Genomic DNA, 20,811 nt, shown 5'->3' on the forward strand with positions numbered 1-20,811 from the left:
CGGTGATATCCGCGATTCTGGTGGAACTCGTCCTGATCTCGCTCATCGTATCGACCAACGACGGTGCTCAGCGCAATTTTTCAAAGACCCAGCTCGCTCAGACCTGGGTGATCGTCGGGGCGGCGACCCAGCGGCGAATGGAACTTGCGATCGCTTGCCTTGAACGGCATGTCGTTGATACAGGCATACCGGTGGTGCATCAGACCATCAGGTCCAAACTCCCAGTTCCCGTTTCCGTAGGAGCGGAACCAATTGCCAGCGTCTTCCGCAAGTCGAACCTTCTCGATTGCCGATTCAAGGGTGAACGGCGGGATGTGCGGGCGCACTTCAGCGTTTATGGACATCACAGACTCCCCTTATCCAGGCGGGATTTAGATAGACATGGGCACTACTCAGCAGCGCAACCGCGCTACACGTTCGTCATCTCGAGAGAACTCAGTCTGAGAAATCGGTTGACGCCGACAGTGCCTTCCATGTTTCAGTTTCCGTAGCCACATAGGCGTTCTTTTCGGCTATCGCCTTCAGCGTGTCGGTTCCGAGCGGCAGACGCAGTGGCGGTCTCGGTACATCGACAAGCGTGACGAGGGCCTTCGCAAGCTTCTGCGGGTCGCCTGGCTGATTGTGATTCATTCCTTCAGCGAATCGACGCACGTTGCCCGACGTCTCGTCGTAGTCGTCGATGACCTCCTTGCCGACGACGAGCGACGACGCATCGAGGAAATCGGTACGGAAATAGCCGGGCTCAACGACGGTCGCGTGAATGCCGAGTGGCTTCAACTCCGCGTGGAGCGCTTCCGTAATGCCTTCGACGGCGAATTTCGTCGAGCAATACACCCCGAATCCCACCGCCGAGCGATAGCCGCCGATCGAGGACACGTTGATCACATGGCCCGAGCGCTGTCCCCGCATCACTGGCAGCACCGCACGCGTGACATTGAGCAGTCCAAAAACGTTGGTGTCGTATATGCGACGCACGTCTGCGTCGGCCGATTCCTCTACGGCTGCGAGCAGTCCGAAGCCGGCGTTGTTGACCAACACGTCGATCCTGCCAAACTTTGCCAAAGCGGCCTGCGCGGCTCTTTTGGCCTGCTCCTCGTCAGTTACGTCGAGCGCGACCGGCAACAGCGCAGGTGATTCGCCGAGACGCTCAATGATCGCCCGAACGTTGCGTCCCGCCGCAACCACTGCATTGCCGTCCGCCAGGGCCGCTTGTGCGATCAGTGCGCCTAACCCGCGTGAGGCGCCCGTAACGAACCAGACGCGCTTGAACTCGTGCTTCGCAGCGTTGCTCATGATTTGCTCCCGTTTCGTGGTGAACGTGAAGAGAAGCATAGGGCGCGCGATTAACAGCTACTAGGCGTCGAATGCTAGACTCATAATCAACCAATATTTGCGAATGGAGTCAGCCATGAATGAGGTCCGGGCGATTTCGGTGTTCGTCCGCGCAGCAACGCTCGGCAGCTTCCGTCGGGCAGCTGCGGACCTGGGCATCTCGCCGCAGGCCGCGAGCCACGCGGTCATGCAGCTCGAAAAGTCGCTTGGCGTCCGGCTGTTTCATCGGACAACGCGAAAGTTGAGTCTGACCGAAGAGGGGCAAAGACTATTGCAAGGTGTCGAGCCAGCGCTCGCTATGTTGTCGTCCGCGATTGACGATGCTCGCCGTTCAGGGGAAGAAGTTGCGGGGCCCCTACGGCTAAGCGCTCCGACGGCACTCGGGCGAACGGCACTGTGGCCATCGATCCTTGAGTTTGCGGCGCTATACCCTGACGTGCAGATCGATATTCGCTTCGACGATCATTTCACGGACCTCGTCAGCGATCGCGCCGACGTCGGCTTCCGCGGCGGGTCCCCGCCTTCCGAGGGGGCGATTGCCAGGCGACTGCTACCGATTCAGTTGATCGTATGCGCGTCGCCAGCCTATCTCGAACGGTACGGCACGCCGAAAACCGTGGACGAGCTCGATGCGCATCGTTGTTCTGGATACCGGCGTGCGAACACCGGCAAGCAGGCGCTGTGGGAATTTATGGTGGGCGGGGAGATCGTGTATCGAGAGATGGCTGCTTCGGTCTGTTCGAACGATATCGACGCGGAAACCGAAGCGGTACTGGCCGGCGTGGCAATTGGGCAGCTTGGAAGTTTCTCGGCCGTCTCACACATCCGGGCTGGACGGCTCGTGCCTTTGCTCACTCAGCATTTGACCCAGCGCGAGTCGATTTACGTCTACTACCGTCGCCGGACGGAACAACCGCTCCGCGTGAGAACCTTCATCGACTTCATCCTTGCGCGCCTCGCGGACAACAGTCAATTTTTCCTCACAGCAGAGGAGTTGGTTACTTCGACGAGCAGAAGCGGCCGCGCCAGGAGCAGACGAAGTGCCGCGTAGGGGTGTCTGTTGCGGCAAGCGTAGCCAGCCGTGGTAAATCACGCGCCAAACGCAAACAAGGCTTCGTAGCGGGACAAGGGCGTGGCGAACGAGCCGTTTGCGCCTGTACGTCAATGATCGTGTAACAATCCCTCCAACGACCGCGAGACGCCAGCGAGCGTCGAGCCGGCGGATGCGCACGTCAGCCCGGGAGCATCAGATGAAGCCCATACGTAATACCGACTCTGCTTCAGGAGAGTGGTACATCGACACTGCATGCATCAATTGCGGTGCATCTCGTCACGTCGCGCCTGGGCTGATTGTCGAGCGCAACGACAAGAGTGTCTTCGTTCGCCAGCCGGCCACACCGGAAGAGCAGCTTGATGCCTGGCGTGCGGTGCTCGTCTGCCCTACGGCGTCGGTACGCAGCGAAACGAAACAGCCTCGTCCGAACGCGGCGATCTTTCCGCAGCAGATCACCTCGGATGTGTGGCGCTGTGGATTCAACTCACGGTCGTCGTTTGGCGCACATTCTTATTTTGCCGCGCGTCCGGAAGGCAATCTGCTCATCGACTCTCCGCGCTATGCGGCGGACCTCGTGAAATGGTTTGACGGCGCTGGCGGTATTGCGCACATTCTGCTGTCGCATCGTGACGACGTCGCAGACGCGGACAAATACGCGCGTCAATTCGGCGCGCGCGTCTGGATTCACCGCGAGGACGTGTCGGCCGCCCCATACGCGACGGATCTGCTCGACGACGGTTCAGCACTGAGCATTGCGGCCGGCGTGCGCGCGATCCCTGTACCCGGGCACACTCGGGGTAGCGTCGTGTACCAGCTCGATGATCGCGTGCTGTTCTCGGGGGATTCGCTTGCCTGGAGCCCACGCCAGCAGGACCTCGTCGCGTTCAGGGACGCGTGCTGGTACTCGTGGACAGCGCTCACCGAATCGCTCGGCAAGTTGGCCGCGTATCGCTTCGAATGGCTGCTTCCTGGTCACGGTTGGCACGCGCATTTGCAGGCTGCGGAAATGAATGCCCGCTTGCTCGCATTGGTTGCACGCATGCGAAAGGACTGAATTCGCTGTTTTTCGCTAAAACGCGTCGTCCTTGCCCCTGTGGAAACGCTTGAACTCGAACCGCACGTGCCAAACAATCGCCTCGACCAGGATCGACGAAGTCGTCAACGATCTGGAGCGCGGGGTCGAATGACTCTTCCTGGGTCGCTTGCCGCCTCCAGAGTCCGCAAGAGCCGGGCTCTATAGCCGCTCGATCAGGCGTCGGTCTCCCTGCTCGCAGTATTCATGACACGCCGCACGTGCCGCGTTCGCTGCGCCGTGCACGAAAAGCGGCGCATCCGCGCGTCGGGACATCGACACCACGATGGACGGCGGCGAGGGCTGCAGCGGCAGTTCGACCACCTCGCCTCGCGCGATCAGATCATCGACGAACAGACGCGGAATTGCCGCCACGCCGAAGCCATCGCGCACGAGTTGCACGATCACCGAAATCGATGGCGAACCCGTAATGCGCGTATCCGCGAGCGGCACGCCGTTGGCGAGTGCGAGCTTGCTGACGATGTCCTCCAGCGCGCGATGAGGCGCCGTTCCGCGCCCGAATGTGAGGATCGGATGACGCAGCACGCGTTTCGCGAGTCCGCTGCGCGAAGGCGGTAGCAGCCCCGCGCGCGCGATCCAGTGCACCGGATAGTTCGCGAGCGCATCGCAGACTATCGATTCCTCGTCGCTGCCTTCCACGCGAACGATGAGATCGAGTTCGCCCGCCATCAGACGCCGCTGCAGCACCACGCTCACGTCCACCGCAAGCTCCACTTCGAGCTGCGGATAGTCCTTCGAGAGCCGCCGCAGATAGTCGGCAAGCCAGCTATGCACGACCGTCTCGATCACGCCGAGTCGCAACTTGCCGCGCATCGCGCCTTCATTTGACGCGGCGGCCTGCAACTGGCGCGTCGCCTCGACCACGGCCTTCGCGTAGCTGAGCAGATATTCGCCGTTCGGCGTGAGCCGAAATTCGCGGCTCTCGCGATCGACGAGCACGGTATGCAATTCGTCTTCCAGTGCCTTCAGGCGCTGCGAGATCGCCGCCGGCGTGGCGTGAAGCGCGGTCGCCGTCGTGCGGAAACTGCGCAGCTTGGCAAGCGTGACGAAGGTTTCGAGGAAGCGCGTATTCATCAGTCAAAGGTGGGCAGTGCAACGGGAGCAAACCGCTCCAAAAATCTCAACGTGACTCGGGAAAACCCTCGATTCCGTTAAGAAATTCTATTCACCTGGCGCAAAGAAAACTAGCTGGCGTCAAATTTTCTTCTTTTCTATGCTTCGCCTGACGGTAGGCAAGGCGCATCGCCCACCGCAGACAATCCGATGCAACCGCCAGAGCACGCTAACACCATGACTCCATCCGAATTCCGCCAGGCCGTCCGTCACCGCGACTTCCGTGGCCCGACGGCCGGCCATTGCGGCGACTACGCGCAAGCCAATCTCGCGATCCTGCCCGCTGCGCACGCGCACGATTTCCTGCGCTTTTGCCATGCGAATCCGAAGCCATGTCCGCTGCTCGGCGTGGGCGAGCCTGGCGAGTTCCGCGTGCCGATGCTCGGGCGCGACATCGACATCCGCACCGACGTGCCCGCGTACAACGTATATCGCGACGGCAACCTGAGCGAGCGCGTCGAATCGATCGAAGCGCTCTGGCAGGACGATTTCGTCGTATTTGCAATTGGCTGTTCGTTCTCGTTCGAGCACATGCTCGCGAAGGAAGGCATCGGCCTGCGCCACGTCGAAGAAGGCCGCAACGTGCCGATGTACCGCACCAGCATCCCCAACCAGCGGGCGGGCGTGTTCGGCGGCGAACTCGTCGTGTCGATGCGGCCGCTGCGCGGCGCCGACGCGATCCGTGCCGTGCAGATCACGAGCCGCTTTCCGGGCGTGCATGGCGCGCCCGTGCATATTGGCGATCCAGCGGAACTCGGCATCGTCGATCTCGCGCGCCCCGAGTTCGGCGACCCGGTGACGATCCGCGCGGGCGAACTGCCTGTCTACTGGGCTTGCGGCGTGACGCCGCAAACGGCACTGATGGCCGCGAAGCTGCCGCTCGCGGTTGCGCACGCGCCGGGCCACATGCTGATGACGGATATCACTAACGCGTCGCTGGCTATTTTCTGACCGTCCCGGCGGCGCGCCGCGCCGTCGTGCAACAAGCGATTCACAGCACCATGAAGCCATCGGGCCGCGCGGCCCGGAGGGAATGACGCATCCCTACGTTCGTGCGTGGCTTCGATCGTTTCCCATGCGTCTATCCATAGGAGCAGCAGATGGACAGCAAGACACTCACGGCGAGCGTCGACGATGCCGCCGACATGAAGTCAGGAACGGGAAGCCCGCAGCTTTCCTGGTATGCCGAAGCCGGTCCGCACGCGCGTCGCGCGTTCTGGAGTTGCAAGGTCGGCTACATGCTCGACGGCATGGACACGCAGATGCTTTCCTTCGTCATCCCGACGCTCGTCGCTACCTGGGGCATCTCGCTCGCGGACGCCGGCTTCATCGGCACGTTGACGCTGCTGTCCTCTGCGCTCGGCGGCTGGATTGCCGGCATTCTTTCCGATCGCATCGGCCGTGTGCGCACGTTGCAGCTCACCGTCTTGTGGTTCGCCGTGTTCACCGGCCTATGCGGCCTCGCGCAGAACTACGGCCAGTTGCTCGCGGCTCGCGCGTTGATGGGCTTCGGCTTCGGCGGCGAGTGGACGGCGGGCGCGGTGCTGATCGGCGAGGTGATCCGCGCGCGCGACCGCGGCAAGGCGGTCGGTCTCGTGCAGTCGGGCTGGGCGCTCGGCTGGGGCGTGGCGGCCCTGCTCTATGCGGTGCTGTTCTCCGTGATGGCGCCTGAAATCGCGTGGCGCGCATTGTTCCTGATCGGACTCGTGCCTGCCCTGCTCGTGCTCGCGATCCGCCGCTATGTGAAGGAACCTGAAGTATTCGAACAGGCCAGGGTTCAGCAGTACGACACTCAAGACCCGCCGCGCTTCACTGAGATCTTCTCTCCCAAGCTGCTTTCGACGACGCTGCGCGCCGCACTGCTTACGACGGGCGCACAGGGCGGCTACTACGCGATCACGACGTGGCTGCCGACTTTCCTCAAGACCGAACGTCATCTCACGGTGATGGGCACCGGCGGCTATCTGGCGATGATCATCGCGGGCTCGTACGCGGGCTATCTGTGCAGCGCATGGCTCACGGACCGCATCGGCCGCAAGCCGAACTTTATTTTGTTCGCGCTGGGCTCGATGGCGATTGCCTTCGCGTATACCTCGTTGCCGCTCACGAATGCATCGATGCTGTGGCTCGGCTTTCCGCTCGGCTTTTTCGCGTCGGGCATTTTTTCCGGCATGGGCGCGTTTCTCACCGAACTGTTTCCGACCCGTGTGCGCGGCTCGGGCCAGGGGTTTTGCTACAACGTCGGCCGCGCGATCGGGGCGCTGTTTCCGGTGCTGATCGGCGTGCTGTCGAGCCGCTTCGGCCTGGGCACGAGCATCGGGATTTTCGCCGTGGCCGCGTATGGCGTACTGATCATCGCCGCGCTTACGCTGCCCGAGACGCGCGGTCGCGAACTTGAATCGGCCTGATTTTCACCTTGCGCACACCACTACCACTTTCGCATCACGACCACGACACCATGAAGCACGATCACGCCTCCGATGTTTGCACGCCGTCCCGCTGGCAGTTCTGGATCGACCGGGGCGGCACGTTCACCGATATCGTCGCGCGCCGCCCGGATGGCACGCTCACCACGCACAAGCTGCTTTCCGAACACCCGGAGCAGTATCGCGATGCGGCTGTCGCCGGGATTCGCCATGTGCTTGGCCTGCGAGCCGGAGAACCCATTACGTCGCGCGACGTCGAGATGGTCAAAATGGGCACGACGGTCGCGACCAACGCGCTGCTCGAACGCAAGGGCGAGCCGGTAGCGCTCGTCACCACGCGAGGCTTGCGCGATGTGTTGCGGATCGCGTATCAGAACCGCCCCCGCCTGTTCGATCTCGACATCGCGTTGCCGGAAGCGCTCTATGAGAGCGTGGTGGAAATCGACGAACGCATGAGCGCGCAAGGCGAAGTGGTCGCGACGCTCGATCACGCGGCAGCGGAGCGCGCACTGCGCGAGGTCTACCACAAGGGCATCCGCGCGCTCGCAATCGTGCTGATCCACGGTTATCGCCACACGTCGCATGAAAGCGAGCTTGCGGATCTGGCGCGCCGAATCGGCTTCACGCAGATCTCGGTTTCCCACGAAGTCTCGCCGCTGATGAAGATGGTCTCGCGCGGCGATACGACCGTGGTGGATGCCTATCTGTCGCCCATCCTGCGCCGATATGTGGATCAGGTCGCCAGCGAAATGCCGGGCGTGAACCTGCAGTTCATGCAAAGCAGCGGCGGACTGACACGCGCCGATGTATTTCAGGGCAAAGATGCGATTCTCTCCGGCCCGGCGGGCGGTATCGTCGGCATGGTGCGCGCGGCACAGGCAGCGGGCTTCGAGCGTGTGATCGGCTTCGACATGGGCGGCACGTCGACGGACGTCTCGCACTTCAACGGCGAGTTCGAGCGCGTATTCGAAACGCAGGTGGCAGGCGTGCGGATGCGCGCGCCGATGATGAGCATCCATACCGTGGCGGCAGGTGGCGGCTCGGTGCTCGGCTTCGACGGCGCCCGGCTGCGTGTCGGCCCCGACTCGGCGGGCGCCAATCCGGGTCCGGCGGCGTACCGGCGCGGCGGCCCGCTCGCGGTCACCGACTGCAACGTGATGCTCGGCAAGATTCAGCCCGACTATTTCCCGCGCGTCTTCGGTCCGAACGCGAACGAGTCGCTCGATCGCGAGGTCGTCGCTGAACGCTTTCGGGCACTCGCCGATGAAATCTTCGCGGCTACGGGTCAGCGTCGCACACCAGAAGAGCTCGCTGAAGGTTTCCTGGAGATCGCCATTGGCAGCATGGCTAACGCGATCAAGAAAATTTCAGTGCAACGTGGCCACGACGTCTCGCAGTATGTGCTGACGACTTTCGGCGGCGCGGGCGGCCAGCATGCGTGCGGTGTGGCCGACGCGCTCGGCATGACGCGGGTGTTCGCGCATCCGCTTGCCGGTGTGCTCTCCGCTTACGGCATGGGCCTCGCGGATCAGACGGCGATGCGCGAGCGAGCGCTCGAAATCTCGCTCGACGACTCATCGCTTGCGACGCTGGAAGCCGCGCTCGAGGCGCTCGCGGCCGATGCAACCGGCGCACTGCTCGAACAGGGCGTGGACGCCGCGCGTATCACGACTGAGCGACGTGTCCATCTGCGCTATCAGGGCACCGATTCATCGCTCGCAGTGCCAGCGGGCAGCGTCGATGCGATGCGCGCCGCTTTCGAAGCTGCGTATCGTCAACGCTATGCGTTCCTGATGGCAGATACGCCGCTCATCGCGGAACTGGCTTGCGTCGAAGCGATCGGCCATGCCGACGCGCCAGTCGATGCCGGCAGCCTGCCGCAGCGCGCGGCAGGCGACGCGCCCCATGCGCAGTCGGTTGTGCGCATGTATTCGAGCGGTAGCTGGCACGACGCATCGCTCTACCAGCGCGAAACGCTGTGCGCAGGCGACACGCTCGACGGCCCGGCGATCATCGCCGAAAAGAACGGCACGACCGTGGTCGAGCCGGGATGGCAGGCGGTGCTGACCGTTCAAGGCAACGTGGTGATGACCCGCGTGCAACCGCTGCCCACGCGCCGCTCGATCGGCACCGAGGCCGACCCCGTGCGCCTCGAAATATTCAACAATCTGTTCATGTCGATTGCCGAGCAGATGGGATTGCGTCTGCAAAACACAGCGTATTCGGTGAACATCAAGGAGCGCCTCGACTTCTCGTGCGCGATCTTCGATGCTGCGGGCAATCTGATTGCGAACGCGCCGCACATGCCCGTGCATCTGGGATCGATGGGCGAGAGCATCAAGACCGTCATCGAGCGAAATCGCGGCGCGATGCGCGACGGCGATGTGTTCATGCTCAACGACCCGTATCACGGCGGCACACATTTGCCCGACGTGACCGTCATCACGCCCGTGTTCGCAGACGGTTCGGCCGAGCCGCTCTTCTACGTCGGCTCGCGCGGCCACCATGCGGATATCGGCGGAATCACACCCGGTTCGATGCCGGCCGCTTCGTCGCATATCGAAGAAGAAGGCGTATTGGTCGATAACTGGCAGCTTGTTTCAGCGGGCGTGCTGCGCGACGCCGAAACACGCGCGCTGCTCGCATCGGGCCGCTATCCGGCACGCAACGTCGCACAGAACATGGCCGATCTGCGCGCGCAGATCGCCGCGAACCAGAAGGGCGTGGACGAGCTGCGCCGCATGGTCGCGCAATTCGGCCGCGACGTGGTGCTCGCCTTCATGCAGCACGTGCAGGACAATGCCGAAGAAGCGGTGCGCCGCGTGATCGGCGCCCTCAAGGACGGCGCGTACCGTTACGAACTCGATAACGGCGCGGTGATCGACGTCGCCATTCGCGTCGATGCTGCGACGCGCAGTGCGACCGTGGACTTCAGCGGAACGTCCGTGCAACTGCCGAACAACTTCAACGCGCCGAAGGCGGTCTGCATGGCAGCCGTGCTGTACGTGTTCCGCACGCTCGTCGGCGACGACATCCCGCTCAACGCGGGTTGCCTGAAGCCCCTCTCGGTGATCGTCCCGGAGCGCTCGATGCTCAATCCGGTTTATCCGGCAGCGGTGGTCTCGGGCAACGTGGAGACATCGTCCGCGATTACGAATGCGCTCTATGGTGCGCTGGGCATCGTCGCGTCCAGTCAGGGCACGATGAACAACTTCACGTTCGGCGACGCGCGCTACCAGTACTACGAGACGATCGCAGGCGGCAGCGGCGCGGGCGATGGCTTCTGCGGCGTCGACGCGGTACAGACGCACATGACCAACTCGCGCCTGACCGATCCCGAAGTGCTCGAATGGCGCTATCCCGTGCGGCTCGAGTCGCACCTGATCCGCGCGGACTCGGGCGGCGCGGGACGCTGGCGCGGCGGTAACGGCGCGATCCGGCGCATCCGCTTTCTCGCGCCGATGACCGCGTCGATTCTCTCGAACAACCGCATTCACGCGCCTTTCGGCGCGGCAGGTGGACGCGCGGGAAGGCGGGGCAGCAATCGCGTCGAGCGCGCGGACGGCGAGATCGTCGCATTGGGCCATATCGCGAGCGTCGAGATGGCCGCGGGCGACGTGTTCGTGGTGGAAACGCCGGGTGGCGGGGGTTTCGGGGAAGCGTAATGCTTCATGGACTGCGGATGTTCAATGCCAGACAGCGGCGTCGGCTCGCCGATGCCGAGCAGGTTGCCCACGCTATTTCGGAACCAGGCAGCTCTTTCGCCTACCCCACTGCAACGCGTCCAGCTCAGCTCCATCGGCCCTCGCTTCATCTGAATGCGCTGCCCGATTCTGGCGAAGCAACGAAATGCCCCGGCGTCACGCCGACCGCGCGCCGAAAGTGTCGGCCAAGGTGACTTTGATCGAAAAATCCGACTTCGGCAGCGACCTCGCAGGGCGGGACGCCGTCACGCAATAGCCGTTTAGCGTGCTGAATTCGCACCAGACACACGTAGCGATGAGGCGAAATACCCACCTCTTTGCGAAACAGGGTGGCGAAGCGCGAAACACTCAACCCGGCGGTGCCGGCGAGCGTCGCGAGGCTGACGGGCTGCGCGAACGAACTCTCGATAAAAGCCACGGCCCGCCTGATCGCGCGCGACATCGCCACGGTCCTGTCGCCTGCGCAGTCGTAGAAGACTCCGGTCATGTTCTATCCCCTCGCGCTACGTTTTCCTAGCGGCATCAGACCCGCACCGTGCCAGACTTCGCGAGCACGCTCGCCGCAGCAGCACCGTCGGGCGGCCCGCTCTGGTATCGCTCCAGTTCCGCTTCGCTGCGATGGCACAGCACCTGCGCGCCGCTCGCGAGCGTGCGCACGCTCGGCGACGTGCGATTGCAGACACCGTCGATGCGCATCGGGCATCGCGCGAGAAATGTGCAAAGCTCCGGCTCATGAGTCGACTCACCGATCGGCGGCAACGTCTGATGACAACGCTCGCCCGCTTCTTCGAGCCAGCCGGCGCGAAGCTCCGGCGCCGACGACACGAGCAGATGCGAATACGGGTGATAGGGCGGCGCCGACAACGCGTCGCGGTTGCCCGTCTCGACGCGGTGCCCCGCGTACAGCACGACGATGTCGTCGCTGATCGCACGCACCTTGGCGATGTCATGCGTGATGAACAGATATGACACGCCGAGCTTCTTTTGCAGATCGCGCAACAACTCGAGAATGGCAGCGCCGACCACCGTATCGAGCGCGGACGTGACTTCGTCGCACAGGATCAACTTGGGTTCGGCGGCCAGCGCCCGCGCGAGATTCACGCGCTGTTTCTGCCCGCCCGACAGCTCTCCGGTGCGCCGCTGCGCCAGCTCGGCAGGCAGGCGCACCAGGCCGAGCAGTTCGGCGACGCGGCGCCGCGCGGCCTCGCCCTTCATGCCGTGATAGAACTTCAGCGGACGCGCCAGCGTGCGCTCGACGGTGTGGGTCGGATTCAGCGCGGTGTCGGCGTTCTGGAACACGATCTGGATACAGCGAAACTGTTCGCGGCTGCGGCGGCTGAGGTTGGCGGCGAGCGGCTCACCGTCGAGCAGCAGATTGCCGCGCGCCATCGGCACGAGCCCGGCGATCACCTTCGCGAGCGTCGTCTTGCCCGAACCGGATTCGCCGATCACGCCTACCGTCTGACCACGATCGATCACGAGGTCCACGTCGCGCAGAATGACCTTGTGCGGCCAGCCCTTCGCGTCGGTGCGGCCGTAGCCGGCCGTCAGACCGCGCAGTTCGAGCAGCGGCGCGTTCGGCTGGGCTGCGTCGGGAGCCGCCGAGGTGGAGGCAGCTGGGGCCACGGGCGTCACGGCAGCAATCAGACTTTGCGTATACGGGTGCGCCGGCGCATGCAGAATCTGTTCAGTGCGGCCTGTTTCGCGGATTTCACCATTGCTTAGCACGACGATGCGATCCGCCATCTGCGCGACCACCGCCAGATCGTGCGATACGTAGACGGCCGTCATTCCGCATTGGCGGATCACGCTGCGAAACGCTTGCAGCACGTCGATCTGCGTGGTGACGTCGAGCGCCGTGGTCGGTTCATCGAGGATCACGAGTTCGGGGTCGGTGATCAGCGCCATCGCCGCCATCAGCCGCTGCAACTGGCCGCCCGACACCTGGTGCGGGTAGCGCCGGCCGATCGTCTCCGGCTCCGGCAGCGCGAGCGCGCGGAACAGTTCGACCGCTTTGGCCCGCGCGGCGCGCTTGCTGAGCGTGCCGTGAATCAGCGCGCTTTCGATCACCTGGTCCATGATCGGGCGCGCCGGGTTGAACGCCGCGGCCGCGCTTTGCGCGATGTAGGCAACCTTGCGGCCACGCAATCCCGCGAGCGCTTTCGGCGAGAGCCCGAGCACGTCGGTGTCGCCCACCCGGATCGCGCCGCCCGCGATGCGGCAGCCGCTGCGTGCATGGCCCATCAGCGACAGTGCGATCGTGGTTTTGCCCGAGCCCGACTCGCCGATCAATGCGAGCACCTCGCCGCGCGCAATCTCGAAGTCGATGTCATGCACGATCGTCGTATCCGGCTCGCCGGGCCGGCTTCCCACCACGCGCAGCCCCCGTACCTCGACCAGATTCGACGGGGGTAGCGGCGCGGTCCTCGAGATGGCCTCAAAGGCCGCGTGAGCACGTCTGAAAAAGGGTGCCTTCATCAGTGGCCTCCATCGGCATCAGGCATGCCCTTGCGGCGGCCATGATGCGGCAGTCCGTCGATCAGCAGGTTCACGCCGACCGTGAGGATCGCGATTGCGATCGCGGGCAGGATCACGACCGGCACGCCTTCACCGAGGCCGGCGATGTTCTCGCGTACCAGCGAACCGAGATCGGCATACGGCGGCTGCACGCCGAGACCGAGAAAGCTCAGGCTGCTCAATAGCAGCACGACGAAAGTGAAGCGCAGTCCGGTGTCGGCGAGGATCGGATGAATCATGTTCGGCAGCATCTCGAAGCACGCGATGTAGAGCGCGCTTTCGCCGCGCGCCCGCGCGACCTGCACGTATTCGAGCGTGCCGATATTGACCGCCAGCGAGCGGGCGATCCGGTACGAGCCCGGCATGTAGCTGATCGCCGCGGTCACGATCAGCAACGGCAGTGACGAGCCGAACGCGGCGACGATCATCAGCGCGAACATCTTCGACGGGATCGACGTCACCGCATCGAGCAGCCGGCTCATGGTTTCGTCGATCCGGCGGCCGGCCACGGCCGCCAGCAGTCCCAGCATGGTCCCCGTGAGCGCCGCGAGCAGCGCCGCCGCCAGCGCGAGCACGACGGTCAGGCGCATCCCGTAGATGATGCGGGTCAACATGTCGCGACCCAGGTAGTCGGAGCCGAACGGCAGCTTCGCGCTGAAGCCCGCGAATACGTCAGGCGTGAGGATCGCGCCGATCGAATGCGGCGCGAGCCACGGTGCGAACGCCGCGACGAACAACGCGCAACTGACCATCGCCAAGCCGATCCAGCCGCCGGTCGACAGGTTCATGCGTTGCGCGAGGCTGCGGCGGCGCACCGGTCGAGGCGCCGGGCCTCCGCCGCCGCCCCAGGACCGCGCGGGATCGGCGCCCTCCGGCATCATGCTGCTGCGTTGCACCGGTTCGAGCGCGCCGAGCCGGTGAGGCGCATCGGAAGAAGGTCGAAGAATCGTCATGTCCGCAGCCTCGGGTTCGAGATGATGGCGCACAGGTCGGCTAGCAGCACGAGCAGCAGATAGCCGAGGCAGAACAGCAGCGTGCAGGCCTGTACGAGCGGGAAGTCGCGGTTGCTGACCGCGTCGACCATCAGGCTGGCAAGGCCCGGGTAGTTGAAGATGGTCTCGACGACGATCACGCCGCCAAGCAGATAAGACAGGCTCAGCGCGATTGCATTGGCGATCGGGCCGATCGCATTCGGCAGTGCGTGGCGCAGTACGACGCGGGCGGGGCTCGCGCCCTTGAGCATCGCCATTTCCACATACGAAGAACTGAGTTGCTCGATCACCGCGGCGCGTGTCATGCGGGCCATCTGCGCGATCACGACCGCGCACAGCGTGACGACCGGCATCGCATACGCGCGCAGAAAGTCGTGCAGGCTCTCGATCTCACCGCTGTACGACAGCGCCGACAGCCAGTGCAGCTTGACGGCCAGCACCAGCACCGCCAGCGTCGCGATCAGGAACTCGGGCGTGGCGACCAGCGACAGCGTACCGAGGCTCACGATCCGATCGATCAGCGAGTCGCGCTTGACTGCCGCAAGAATGCCCGCCGACACCGCGATCGGCACCGACACCCCGGTGGTGATCGCCGCGAGGGTCAGCGACTTCGGCAGGCGCCCTTCGATCATCTCGGACACCGGCAGATTGCTCGACAGCGACACGCCAAAGTTCGCGTGCAGCAGACCGACGAGCCAATGGAAGTACCGCAGGTATGCCGGCTGGTCGAGGCCGAACTGCAGCCGCAGCGCCGCGACCGTATCCGCCGTCGCCGACTGGCCGAGTGCGGCCTGCGCGGCATCGCCCGGCAACAGGTTGGTGATCACGAAGATGATGATCGAGACAATCAGCAGCGTCAGCGCAGTGACGGCGACGCGCCGGCCGATCAACTGGGCGATATTCCCGTTCATGGGCATGAGCTCCTCGGTTAGGCTGCGCGACACGGCGAGTCATACATGAGCCGTGCCGCTCGGGCGCGCTGCGGCTGCCTGCCGCGAGCGGCGCGGCGGGGGCCACCCGCCGCGTCCGGGCGCTTCAGCGGGTCACGCGTTCCACCACACGTACTCGGCGAAGTTGAAGCCCATCATCGCGCCGGTAGGCACGGGCTGGAGCCCTTGCAAGTGCTTGTCGTTCGCATCGAGCAGGCTCAGGAAGGTCGGGATGCCAATGCCGCCCTGCTCCGATACCAGCACCTGCATGTCGCCGTACATCTGCTTGCGTTTCGCATCGTCGGTTTCGGAGCGGGCCGCGGCCAGCAACTGGTCGAACTTCGGGTTGTTCCAGCCCGACTCGTTCCACGGGGCGTCCGACTTGAAGAACTGCGTGAACAGCACATCGGCGCTCGAGCGCGGATTGACGTTGCCGAACCCGAGCGGATGCTTCATCCAGTGCGTCGACCAGTAACCATCCGCCGGCACGCGGTTGATCTCCAGGTTCACGCCGATCTTCGCGGCGGACTGCTGCAGCAGCACACCCATCTCGATCGAGCCGTTCGCGTCGGTCGTCGCATAAATCGGCGGCAGCGCCGTACCGATCGCGCCTGCCTTCTGGAAGTGGAACTTCGCCTTGTCCGGATCGTGCGGGCGCTGCGGCAGCGACGCATTGAAGTAGCGGTGTCCGGGCGGAATCGGCTGATCGTTGCCGATCACCGCATAACCGCGAAACACCGCCGAGCGGATCTGCTCACGGTCGAACAGATACTTCATGCCCTGCACGAAATCGGGGTTGCCCGTCAGCGGGTTGTCGCGGCGCATGATCAGATCGGTATAGAGGCCCGACCTGGTCTCGCGCACCTCGTAGCCCGGCGTCGCGGCAATGCGCTGCGTCGCGCGCGGATCGACGGAATTGATCAGGTGAACATCGCCGGACAGCAGCGCATTCACCCGTGCCGAGTTATCGCCGATACCGATCAGCTCGATCTGGTCGAGGTAAGGGCCGCCGCCGGTCTTCCAGAAACTGTCGTTACGGATGCCGACGGTCGAAACGCCGGGCTTGAACGTCTTCAGCTTGTACGGGCCGGTGCCGACGGCCGTCGTGAAGTCCGCCGTGCCGTCCTTGATGATCACGAATTGCGGCGTGGCAAGAATCACCGGCAGGTCCGCGTTGGCGGACGCGAGCGTCAGCGTGACTTCGTTGGGACCGGTCGGCTTCGCCTCCACGAACTGATCGGCCAGCGTCTTCACCTTCGACGCCGTTGCCGGATTCTTGTGACGCATCAGCGAGTAGACGACATCGGCGGGCGCGAGTGGCTTGCCGTCGTGGAACGTGACGCCTTTGCGCAGTTTGATCACCCACACTTTCGCGTCGCTGGTGTCGATCGATTCGGCGAGATTCATCCTCGGCGTCAGCGACGAATCGAGCTGCGTCAGGCTGCTATAGAACATGAAGAAGCGGATGTAATCGGAGCCTGCCGAACCCTTGGCCGGGTCGAGCGTATCCGCGGTCGAGGATGCGTCGTAGGCCACCCGGATCTTGCCGCCTTTCTTCGGCGTGGGTGCCGCGAATGCCGGGCGAGCCCCCGCCAGCAGACCTCCCGCGCCGGTGGCAAGGATGCCGCCGGCGGCCAGCAAACGCATCATGTCACGGCGGCTGAAGCCGCCCGTTTTGATTGGGTCGTCGTACATGCAACTGCTCCTCACTCGGGATTGAACGCGGGGTATCCAGCATTGGTGTTCGACGGCGCTCCGCGTGCTGGTCGCGGCGCGGTGGCATTGCATGAATCGATTTAAGCACTGCAAAAAATGGCGTTGATCGCGTATCGGTGGACTCGACCATTCGAAAACATGGTTTTGAGTGGTCAAAACAGCATGATTTGCCGCTCCTGGCGTTGACCCTGATGTTCTGGACAGGACGCCCCCCCACGATGAGAAGTTCGTACTAGTCAATCACCGGGCAACGTGCAACAGTCGCGGCACGGCCGACTATTCACGGAGCGCCCCGTGTCCGATCCAACGCCTCACGCACGTTTCACCTACAGACGCCTGACAGCCGACGACATCACTGCCGCTCAACGTCTGTCCGCCGCGATTGGCTGGCCGCATCGCCGTGAAGATTGGCGGTTCTCGGCGCGTACCGGGATCGGCTTCGTCGCCGAGACGGCGGGCGCGCTGGTCGGCACCGTGGTCTGCTGGAAGTTCGGCGCGGATCAGGCGACGCTGGGCATGCTGATCGTCGCGCCGGAGCATCGCGGCGTGGGTATCGGCCGCACGTTGCTCGCGCACGCGCTCGACGAGCTTGGCAAGCGTGACATCACGCTCTATGCGACCGAGGCTGGCCAGCCGTTGTGCGACGCGCTCGGCTTCGAGCGCTGCGGCGCCCTCGACCAGATGCAGGGTGCGGCGTTCCGGCCGCCGCTCGTTGCGCTGCCCGCCAACGAGCGGCTGCGCCCGCTCGGGACGAGCGACGCGCAGCAACTCGTCGCGCTCGAATCACGCGCTAGCGGCCTCGATCGCAGCCACGTACTGCCGCCGCTGCTCGATCTGGCCGACGGTATCGCGCTCGATCGCGACGGCGAACTGCTCGGCTTCTCGCTGTTCCGCCGCTTCGGACGCGGCTTCGTGATCGGCCCCGTCGTCGCCAGCGCGTTTCCCGACGCCGTGCGGGCCAAGGCGCTGATCAGCCATTGGCTCGGGCTGAACGAAGGCGCGCTGGTGCGCATCGACGTGCCGCACGGGCACGGCCTGCGCGAGTGGCTAACCGGCCTCGGTCTCGCACGCTCGGAGACGGTCGTGAAGATGCGCCGGCTTGCATCCGCGCCAGCCGATGGCGAGTCGAGCCGCGCCGACCCGGGGCTGCATCAGTATGCGGTGATCGCGCAGTCGCTCACCTGAGCCAGGTGAAGCCACGCTGAACCTGAACCCGCTGCACCGCGACGCCTCTCTCTTCCACACGCAAACACGCTCGCTCATGCACGGCAGCGTTGGGGTTCGCCCTGCTATTAAGCACACGCAGCAGAAAATGCTGTCTGCAGGGTGAAAAACGCTGCGTCGACGCTCTTTAGGCTTTTTTTTGGCTGAACGGCACGCATACGGCTGTCGCTACCATCGAGGGGTGACTCTTACCTGATCGCCACGTGCGGGGAACCACCATCATGTCAAACTCATCGCTGATCGACGCCGACCGCAAGCACCTGATTCACCCGGTCATCAACTATCGCGCGCACGAAGCGCGCGGCACCACCGTACTCGAATCCGGCCAGGGCGCGTATCTGCGCGATATCGACGGCAATGAACTGCTCGACGCATTTGCGGGCCTGTGGTGCGTGAACGTGGGTTACGGCCAGCAGAGCATCGTCGAAGCGGCGACGCGCCAGATGATGAAGCTGCCCTACGCGACCACCTACTTCCACTTCTCGTCGGAACCCGCGATCGAACTGGCCGAAAAACTGGTGTCGCTTGCGCCCGCTTCGCTGCAGCACGTCTATTTCACGCTCGGCGGCTCCGATGCGATCGACTCCGCGATACGCTTCATCACGCATTACTTCAATGCAACGGGGCGCCCGGCGAAAAAGCAGATGATCGCGCTCGAACGTGGCTATCACGGATCGTCGTCGGTCGGCGCGGGGCTCACTGCGCTGCCCGCGTTCCACCGCAACTTCGACCTGCCGCTGCCGCACCAGCACCATCTGCCGTCGCCGTATGCGTACCGTCAGCCGCAAGGCAGTGACGCGCAAGCGCTGATCGCCGCATCCGTCGCCGCGCTCGAAGCGAAAGTCGCGTCACTCGGGGCGGAGAACGTCGCCGCGTTCTTCTGCGAGCCGATCCAGGGTTCGGGCGGCGTGATCGTGCCGCCGGTCGGCTGGTTAAAGGCGATGCGCGACGCGTGCCGCCGCCTCGACATCCTGTTCGTCGCCGACGAGGTCATCACGGGCTTCGGTCGTACCGGCCCGCTCTTCGCGTGCGAGGCCGAACAGGTCGAGCCGGATCTGATGACGGTGGCGAAGGGGCTGACCTCCGGTTATGCGCCGATGGGCGCGGTGCTGATGTCCGACGAAATCTACCAGGGCATTGCAGGCGATGCGCGCGATACCGCGGTCGTCGGTCACGGTCAGACCTACTCCGCGCATCCGGTAAGCGCCGCCATCGGGCTCGAAGTACTGCGTCTCTATCAGGAGGGCGGTCTGCTCGCGAACGGCATCGCGCAGGCACCGCGCTTTGCCGCCGGGCTCGACGCGCTACTCGCTCATCCGCTGGTGGGCGACTCGCGTCATCGCGGGCTGCTCGGCGCGCTGGAACTGGTCGCGGACAAGAACTCGCGGGCACGCTTCGATCCGTCGCTGAAGCTGCCGGACCGGATCACGGCCGCAGCCTACCGCAACCGCCTCGTGTTCCGCGCATTCGGCGACAGCATTCTCGGTTTCGCGCCCGCGCTGTGCTTCGGCGAGGCCGAGTTCGAACAACTGTTCGGCCGTCTGCGGCGCACGCTCGACGACGTGCTCGAGCAGGCGGAGGTGCGTGCCGCATTGCGCGGCGCGAGCCGCGCGGCCGCCTGAGCGCGTGATAACATCGGCCTGCGCGTTGCTTGACCAAGGCGAAGCGCAACGAAGCGAAAAGCAGAACCTTCGACGGGCAGACCGATACATGACGACAAGCGGCGACACGAAGCTGGACCGGATCGACCTGCGTATTCTTTCGCAACTCCAGAAGAAAGGCCGTATCACGAACGTCGAGCTTGCGGACGCCGTGGGGCTCTCGCCGAGCCCCTGTCTGATTCGCGTGAAAAGGCTTGAAAAGGCCGGCTATATCGTCGGCTACGGCGCACATATCCAACTGCAGAAACTCGGTGACGTGCAGATCGTGTTCACCGAGGTCACGCTCGCCGACCATCGTCGCGAAGACTTCGCCAAGTTCGAGGCGGCGATCCGTCCTGTGGACGAGATCATTGAATGCCATCTGGCGAGCGGCGGCTACGATTACCTGCTGAAGTTCGTCACGCGCAGCGTCAATCATTATCAGAGCGTGATCGAAGGGCTGCTGGAGCGCGACATCGGCATCGAGAAGTATTTCAGCTACGTCATCATCAAGACGCCATTCGTGAAATCCGAATACCCGCTGGAAACGCTCTTCTCGCAGCAGCATCAATGAAGCGGTGATGGTTTCGGCTGCGCGCGCCGGCCTGATCGGGTCGAATGCGTTCGAGGCCACCGGCGCGACGCCGGTGGCCCGTCGACTTGCAGTCAACCATTCGCGCTCAGCCATTCCCCCGGCGTTCTGCCAAGCACGCGTTTGAAGTGCCGGCATAGATGGCTTTGATCGAAGAAGCCCACCTCGGTCGCGACGATCGACGGCGGCAAGCCTCGTCGCAACAGGCGCTGCGCATGCCGTACGCGCACTAGCCGCACATATTGCTGTGGGGACACGCCAATCTCCGCGCTGAAGCGCACCGCAAACCTCGAAATACTCAACTGCGCGACGGCCGCCAGTTCGGACAGGCTGATTGGCTCGGCGAAACAGGCATCGATGAAGTCGAGCGCACGCTGCACGGCGCGGCTCACGCGATTCGGCGCGCGCGTCGGATGACGGCTCGCGCCCGCAAGCTCAGGCGCGGATGATGACGAAGTTGGGCTCAGGCTCAGCATCGA

At 64.2% G+C, this 20,811-nt stretch carries 17 protein-coding genes; 8 read left to right on the forward strand and 9 right to left on the reverse strand.

Translation table 11 applies throughout. The features are described from left to right. Nucleotides 1-80: 80 nt before the first annotated feature. Both F6X37_RS27755 and F6X37_RS27760 read right to left on the reverse strand, forming a co-directional pair. Nucleotides 81-344, reverse strand: a complete 264-nt coding sequence (locus F6X37_RS27755) for a DUF1348 family protein (RefSeq protein ID WP_187613509.1) — start codon at nt 342-344, stop codon at nt 81-83. Nucleotides 345-435: 91 nt separating this feature from the next. Continuing rightward, nucleotides 436-1,293 (reverse strand): oxidoreductase, encoded by an 858-nt coding sequence (locus F6X37_RS27760; protein ID WP_187613539.1) that lies wholly within the window; start codon nt 1,291-1,293, stop codon nt 436-438. Nucleotides 1,294-1,408: 115 nt separating this feature from the next. Here F6X37_RS27760 and F6X37_RS27765 point away from each other — a divergent pair, with 115 nt between their 5' ends. Both F6X37_RS27765 and F6X37_RS27770 read left to right on the forward strand, forming a co-directional pair. After that, nucleotides 1,409-2,383, forward strand: coding sequence for a LysR family transcriptional regulator (locus F6X37_RS27765; RefSeq protein WP_187613510.1), 975 nt, complete (start codon nt 1,409-1,411; stop codon nt 2,381-2,383). A 199-nt stretch (nt 2,384-2,582) separates the two neighbouring features. Next, nucleotides 2,583-3,440, forward strand: a complete 858-nt coding sequence (locus tag F6X37_RS27770; RefSeq protein WP_187613511.1) for an MBL fold metallo-hydrolase — start codon at nt 2,583-2,585, stop codon at nt 3,438-3,440. A 180-nt stretch (nt 3,441-3,620) separates the two neighbouring features. On the opposite strand, the gene F6X37_RS27775 is transcribed toward F6X37_RS27770, so the two are convergent. Next, entirely contained in the window at nt 3,621-4,553 is a 933-nt protein-coding gene (locus tag F6X37_RS27775) for a LysR family transcriptional regulator (protein ID WP_187613512.1), read from the reverse strand. 189 nt (nt 4,554-4,742) lie between these two features. Here F6X37_RS27775 and F6X37_RS27780 point away from each other — a divergent pair, with 189 nt between their 5' ends. From F6X37_RS27780 to F6X37_RS27790, 3 genes are all read left to right on the forward strand, one after another. Beyond that, nucleotides 4,743-5,543, forward strand: coding sequence for a putative hydro-lyase (locus F6X37_RS27780; RefSeq protein ID WP_260330548.1), 801 nt, complete (start codon nt 4,743-4,745; stop codon nt 5,541-5,543). 149 nt (nt 5,544-5,692) lie between these two features. Then, nucleotides 5,693-7,000: an MFS transporter gene (locus F6X37_RS27785; RefSeq protein WP_187613513.1), complete on the forward strand. Its 1,308-nt coding sequence runs from the start codon at nt 5,693-5,695 to the stop codon at nt 6,998-7,000. 50 nt (nt 7,001-7,050) lie between these two features. Next, on the forward strand, nt 7,051-10,683 hold the full coding sequence (locus F6X37_RS27790) for a hydantoinase B/oxoprolinase family protein (RefSeq protein ID WP_187613514.1): 3,633 nt from the start codon (nt 7,051-7,053) through the stop codon (nt 10,681-10,683). 145 nt (nt 10,684-10,828) lie between these two features. Here F6X37_RS27790 and F6X37_RS27795 read toward each other — a convergent pair whose 3' ends face one another. The 5 genes from F6X37_RS27795 to F6X37_RS27815 form a co-directional block, all read right to left on the reverse strand. Continuing rightward, nucleotides 10,829-11,164, reverse strand: a complete 336-nt coding sequence (locus F6X37_RS27795; protein ID WP_409259726.1) for a helix-turn-helix domain-containing protein — start codon at nt 11,162-11,164, stop codon at nt 10,829-10,831. An 80-nt stretch (nt 11,165-11,244) separates the two neighbouring features. Then, nucleotides 11,245-13,200 carry an ABC transporter ATP-binding protein gene (locus F6X37_RS27800; RefSeq protein WP_187613515.1) on the reverse strand — a complete coding sequence of 652 codons (1,956 nt, stop codon included), beginning with the start codon at nt 13,198-13,200 and terminating at the stop codon, nt 11,245-11,247. After that, nucleotides 13,200-14,192, reverse strand: coding sequence for an ABC transporter permease (locus F6X37_RS27805; protein WP_090811125.1), 993 nt, complete (start codon nt 14,190-14,192; stop codon nt 13,200-13,202). The genes F6X37_RS27800 and F6X37_RS27805 overlap by 1 nt, the downstream gene beginning before the upstream one ends. Beyond that, nucleotides 14,189-15,142 carry an ABC transporter permease gene (locus F6X37_RS27810; protein ID WP_026226132.1) on the reverse strand — a complete coding sequence of 318 codons (954 nt, stop codon included), beginning with the start codon at nt 15,140-15,142 and terminating at the stop codon, nt 14,189-14,191. Before F6X37_RS27810 ends, F6X37_RS27805 begins: the two co-directional genes overlap by 4 nt. 132 nt (nt 15,143-15,274) lie before the next feature. Beyond that, nucleotides 15,275-16,855 carry an ABC transporter substrate-binding protein gene (locus tag F6X37_RS27815; RefSeq protein WP_187613516.1) on the reverse strand — a complete coding sequence of 527 codons (1,581 nt, stop codon included), beginning with the start codon at nt 16,853-16,855 and terminating at the stop codon, nt 15,275-15,277. A gap of 315 nt (nt 16,856-17,170) precedes the next feature. Between F6X37_RS27815 and F6X37_RS27820 the strand changes: the two genes are divergently transcribed. The 3 genes from F6X37_RS27820 to F6X37_RS27830 all read left to right on the forward strand — a co-directional run bounded on the left by F6X37_RS27820 (nt 17,171) and on the right by F6X37_RS27830 (nt 20,314). Then, the gene (locus F6X37_RS27820) at nt 17,171-18,061 is read left to right on the forward strand and encodes a GNAT family N-acetyltransferase (RefSeq protein ID WP_187613517.1); all 891 of its coding nucleotides are present in this window, start codon (nt 17,171-17,173) and stop codon (nt 18,059-18,061) included. A gap of 260 nt (nt 18,062-18,321) precedes the next feature. Beyond that, a complete protein-coding gene (locus tag F6X37_RS27825) occupies nt 18,322-19,722 on the forward strand; it encodes an aspartate aminotransferase family protein (protein WP_187613518.1) in 1,401 nt (466 codons plus the stop codon). 88 nt (nt 19,723-19,810) lie between these two features. Next, nucleotides 19,811-20,314, forward strand: a complete 504-nt coding sequence (locus F6X37_RS27830; RefSeq protein WP_090811115.1) for an Lrp/AsnC family transcriptional regulator — start codon at nt 19,811-19,813, stop codon at nt 20,312-20,314. Between the two features lie 92 nt (nt 20,315-20,406). Here the strand turns inward: F6X37_RS27830 and F6X37_RS27835 are convergent, their stop codons facing one another. Continuing rightward, on the reverse strand, nt 20,407-20,808 hold the full coding sequence (locus F6X37_RS27835; protein WP_184071916.1) for a helix-turn-helix domain-containing protein: 402 nt from the start codon (nt 20,806-20,808) through the stop codon (nt 20,407-20,409). Nucleotides 20,809-20,811: the final 3 nt, after the last annotated feature.

It is taken from the genome of Paraburkholderia sp. 31.1, assembly GCF_014397645.1.
GTDB classification, from domain to species: domain Bacteria; phylum Pseudomonadota; class Gammaproteobacteria; order Burkholderiales; family Burkholderiaceae; genus Paraburkholderia; species Paraburkholderia tuberum.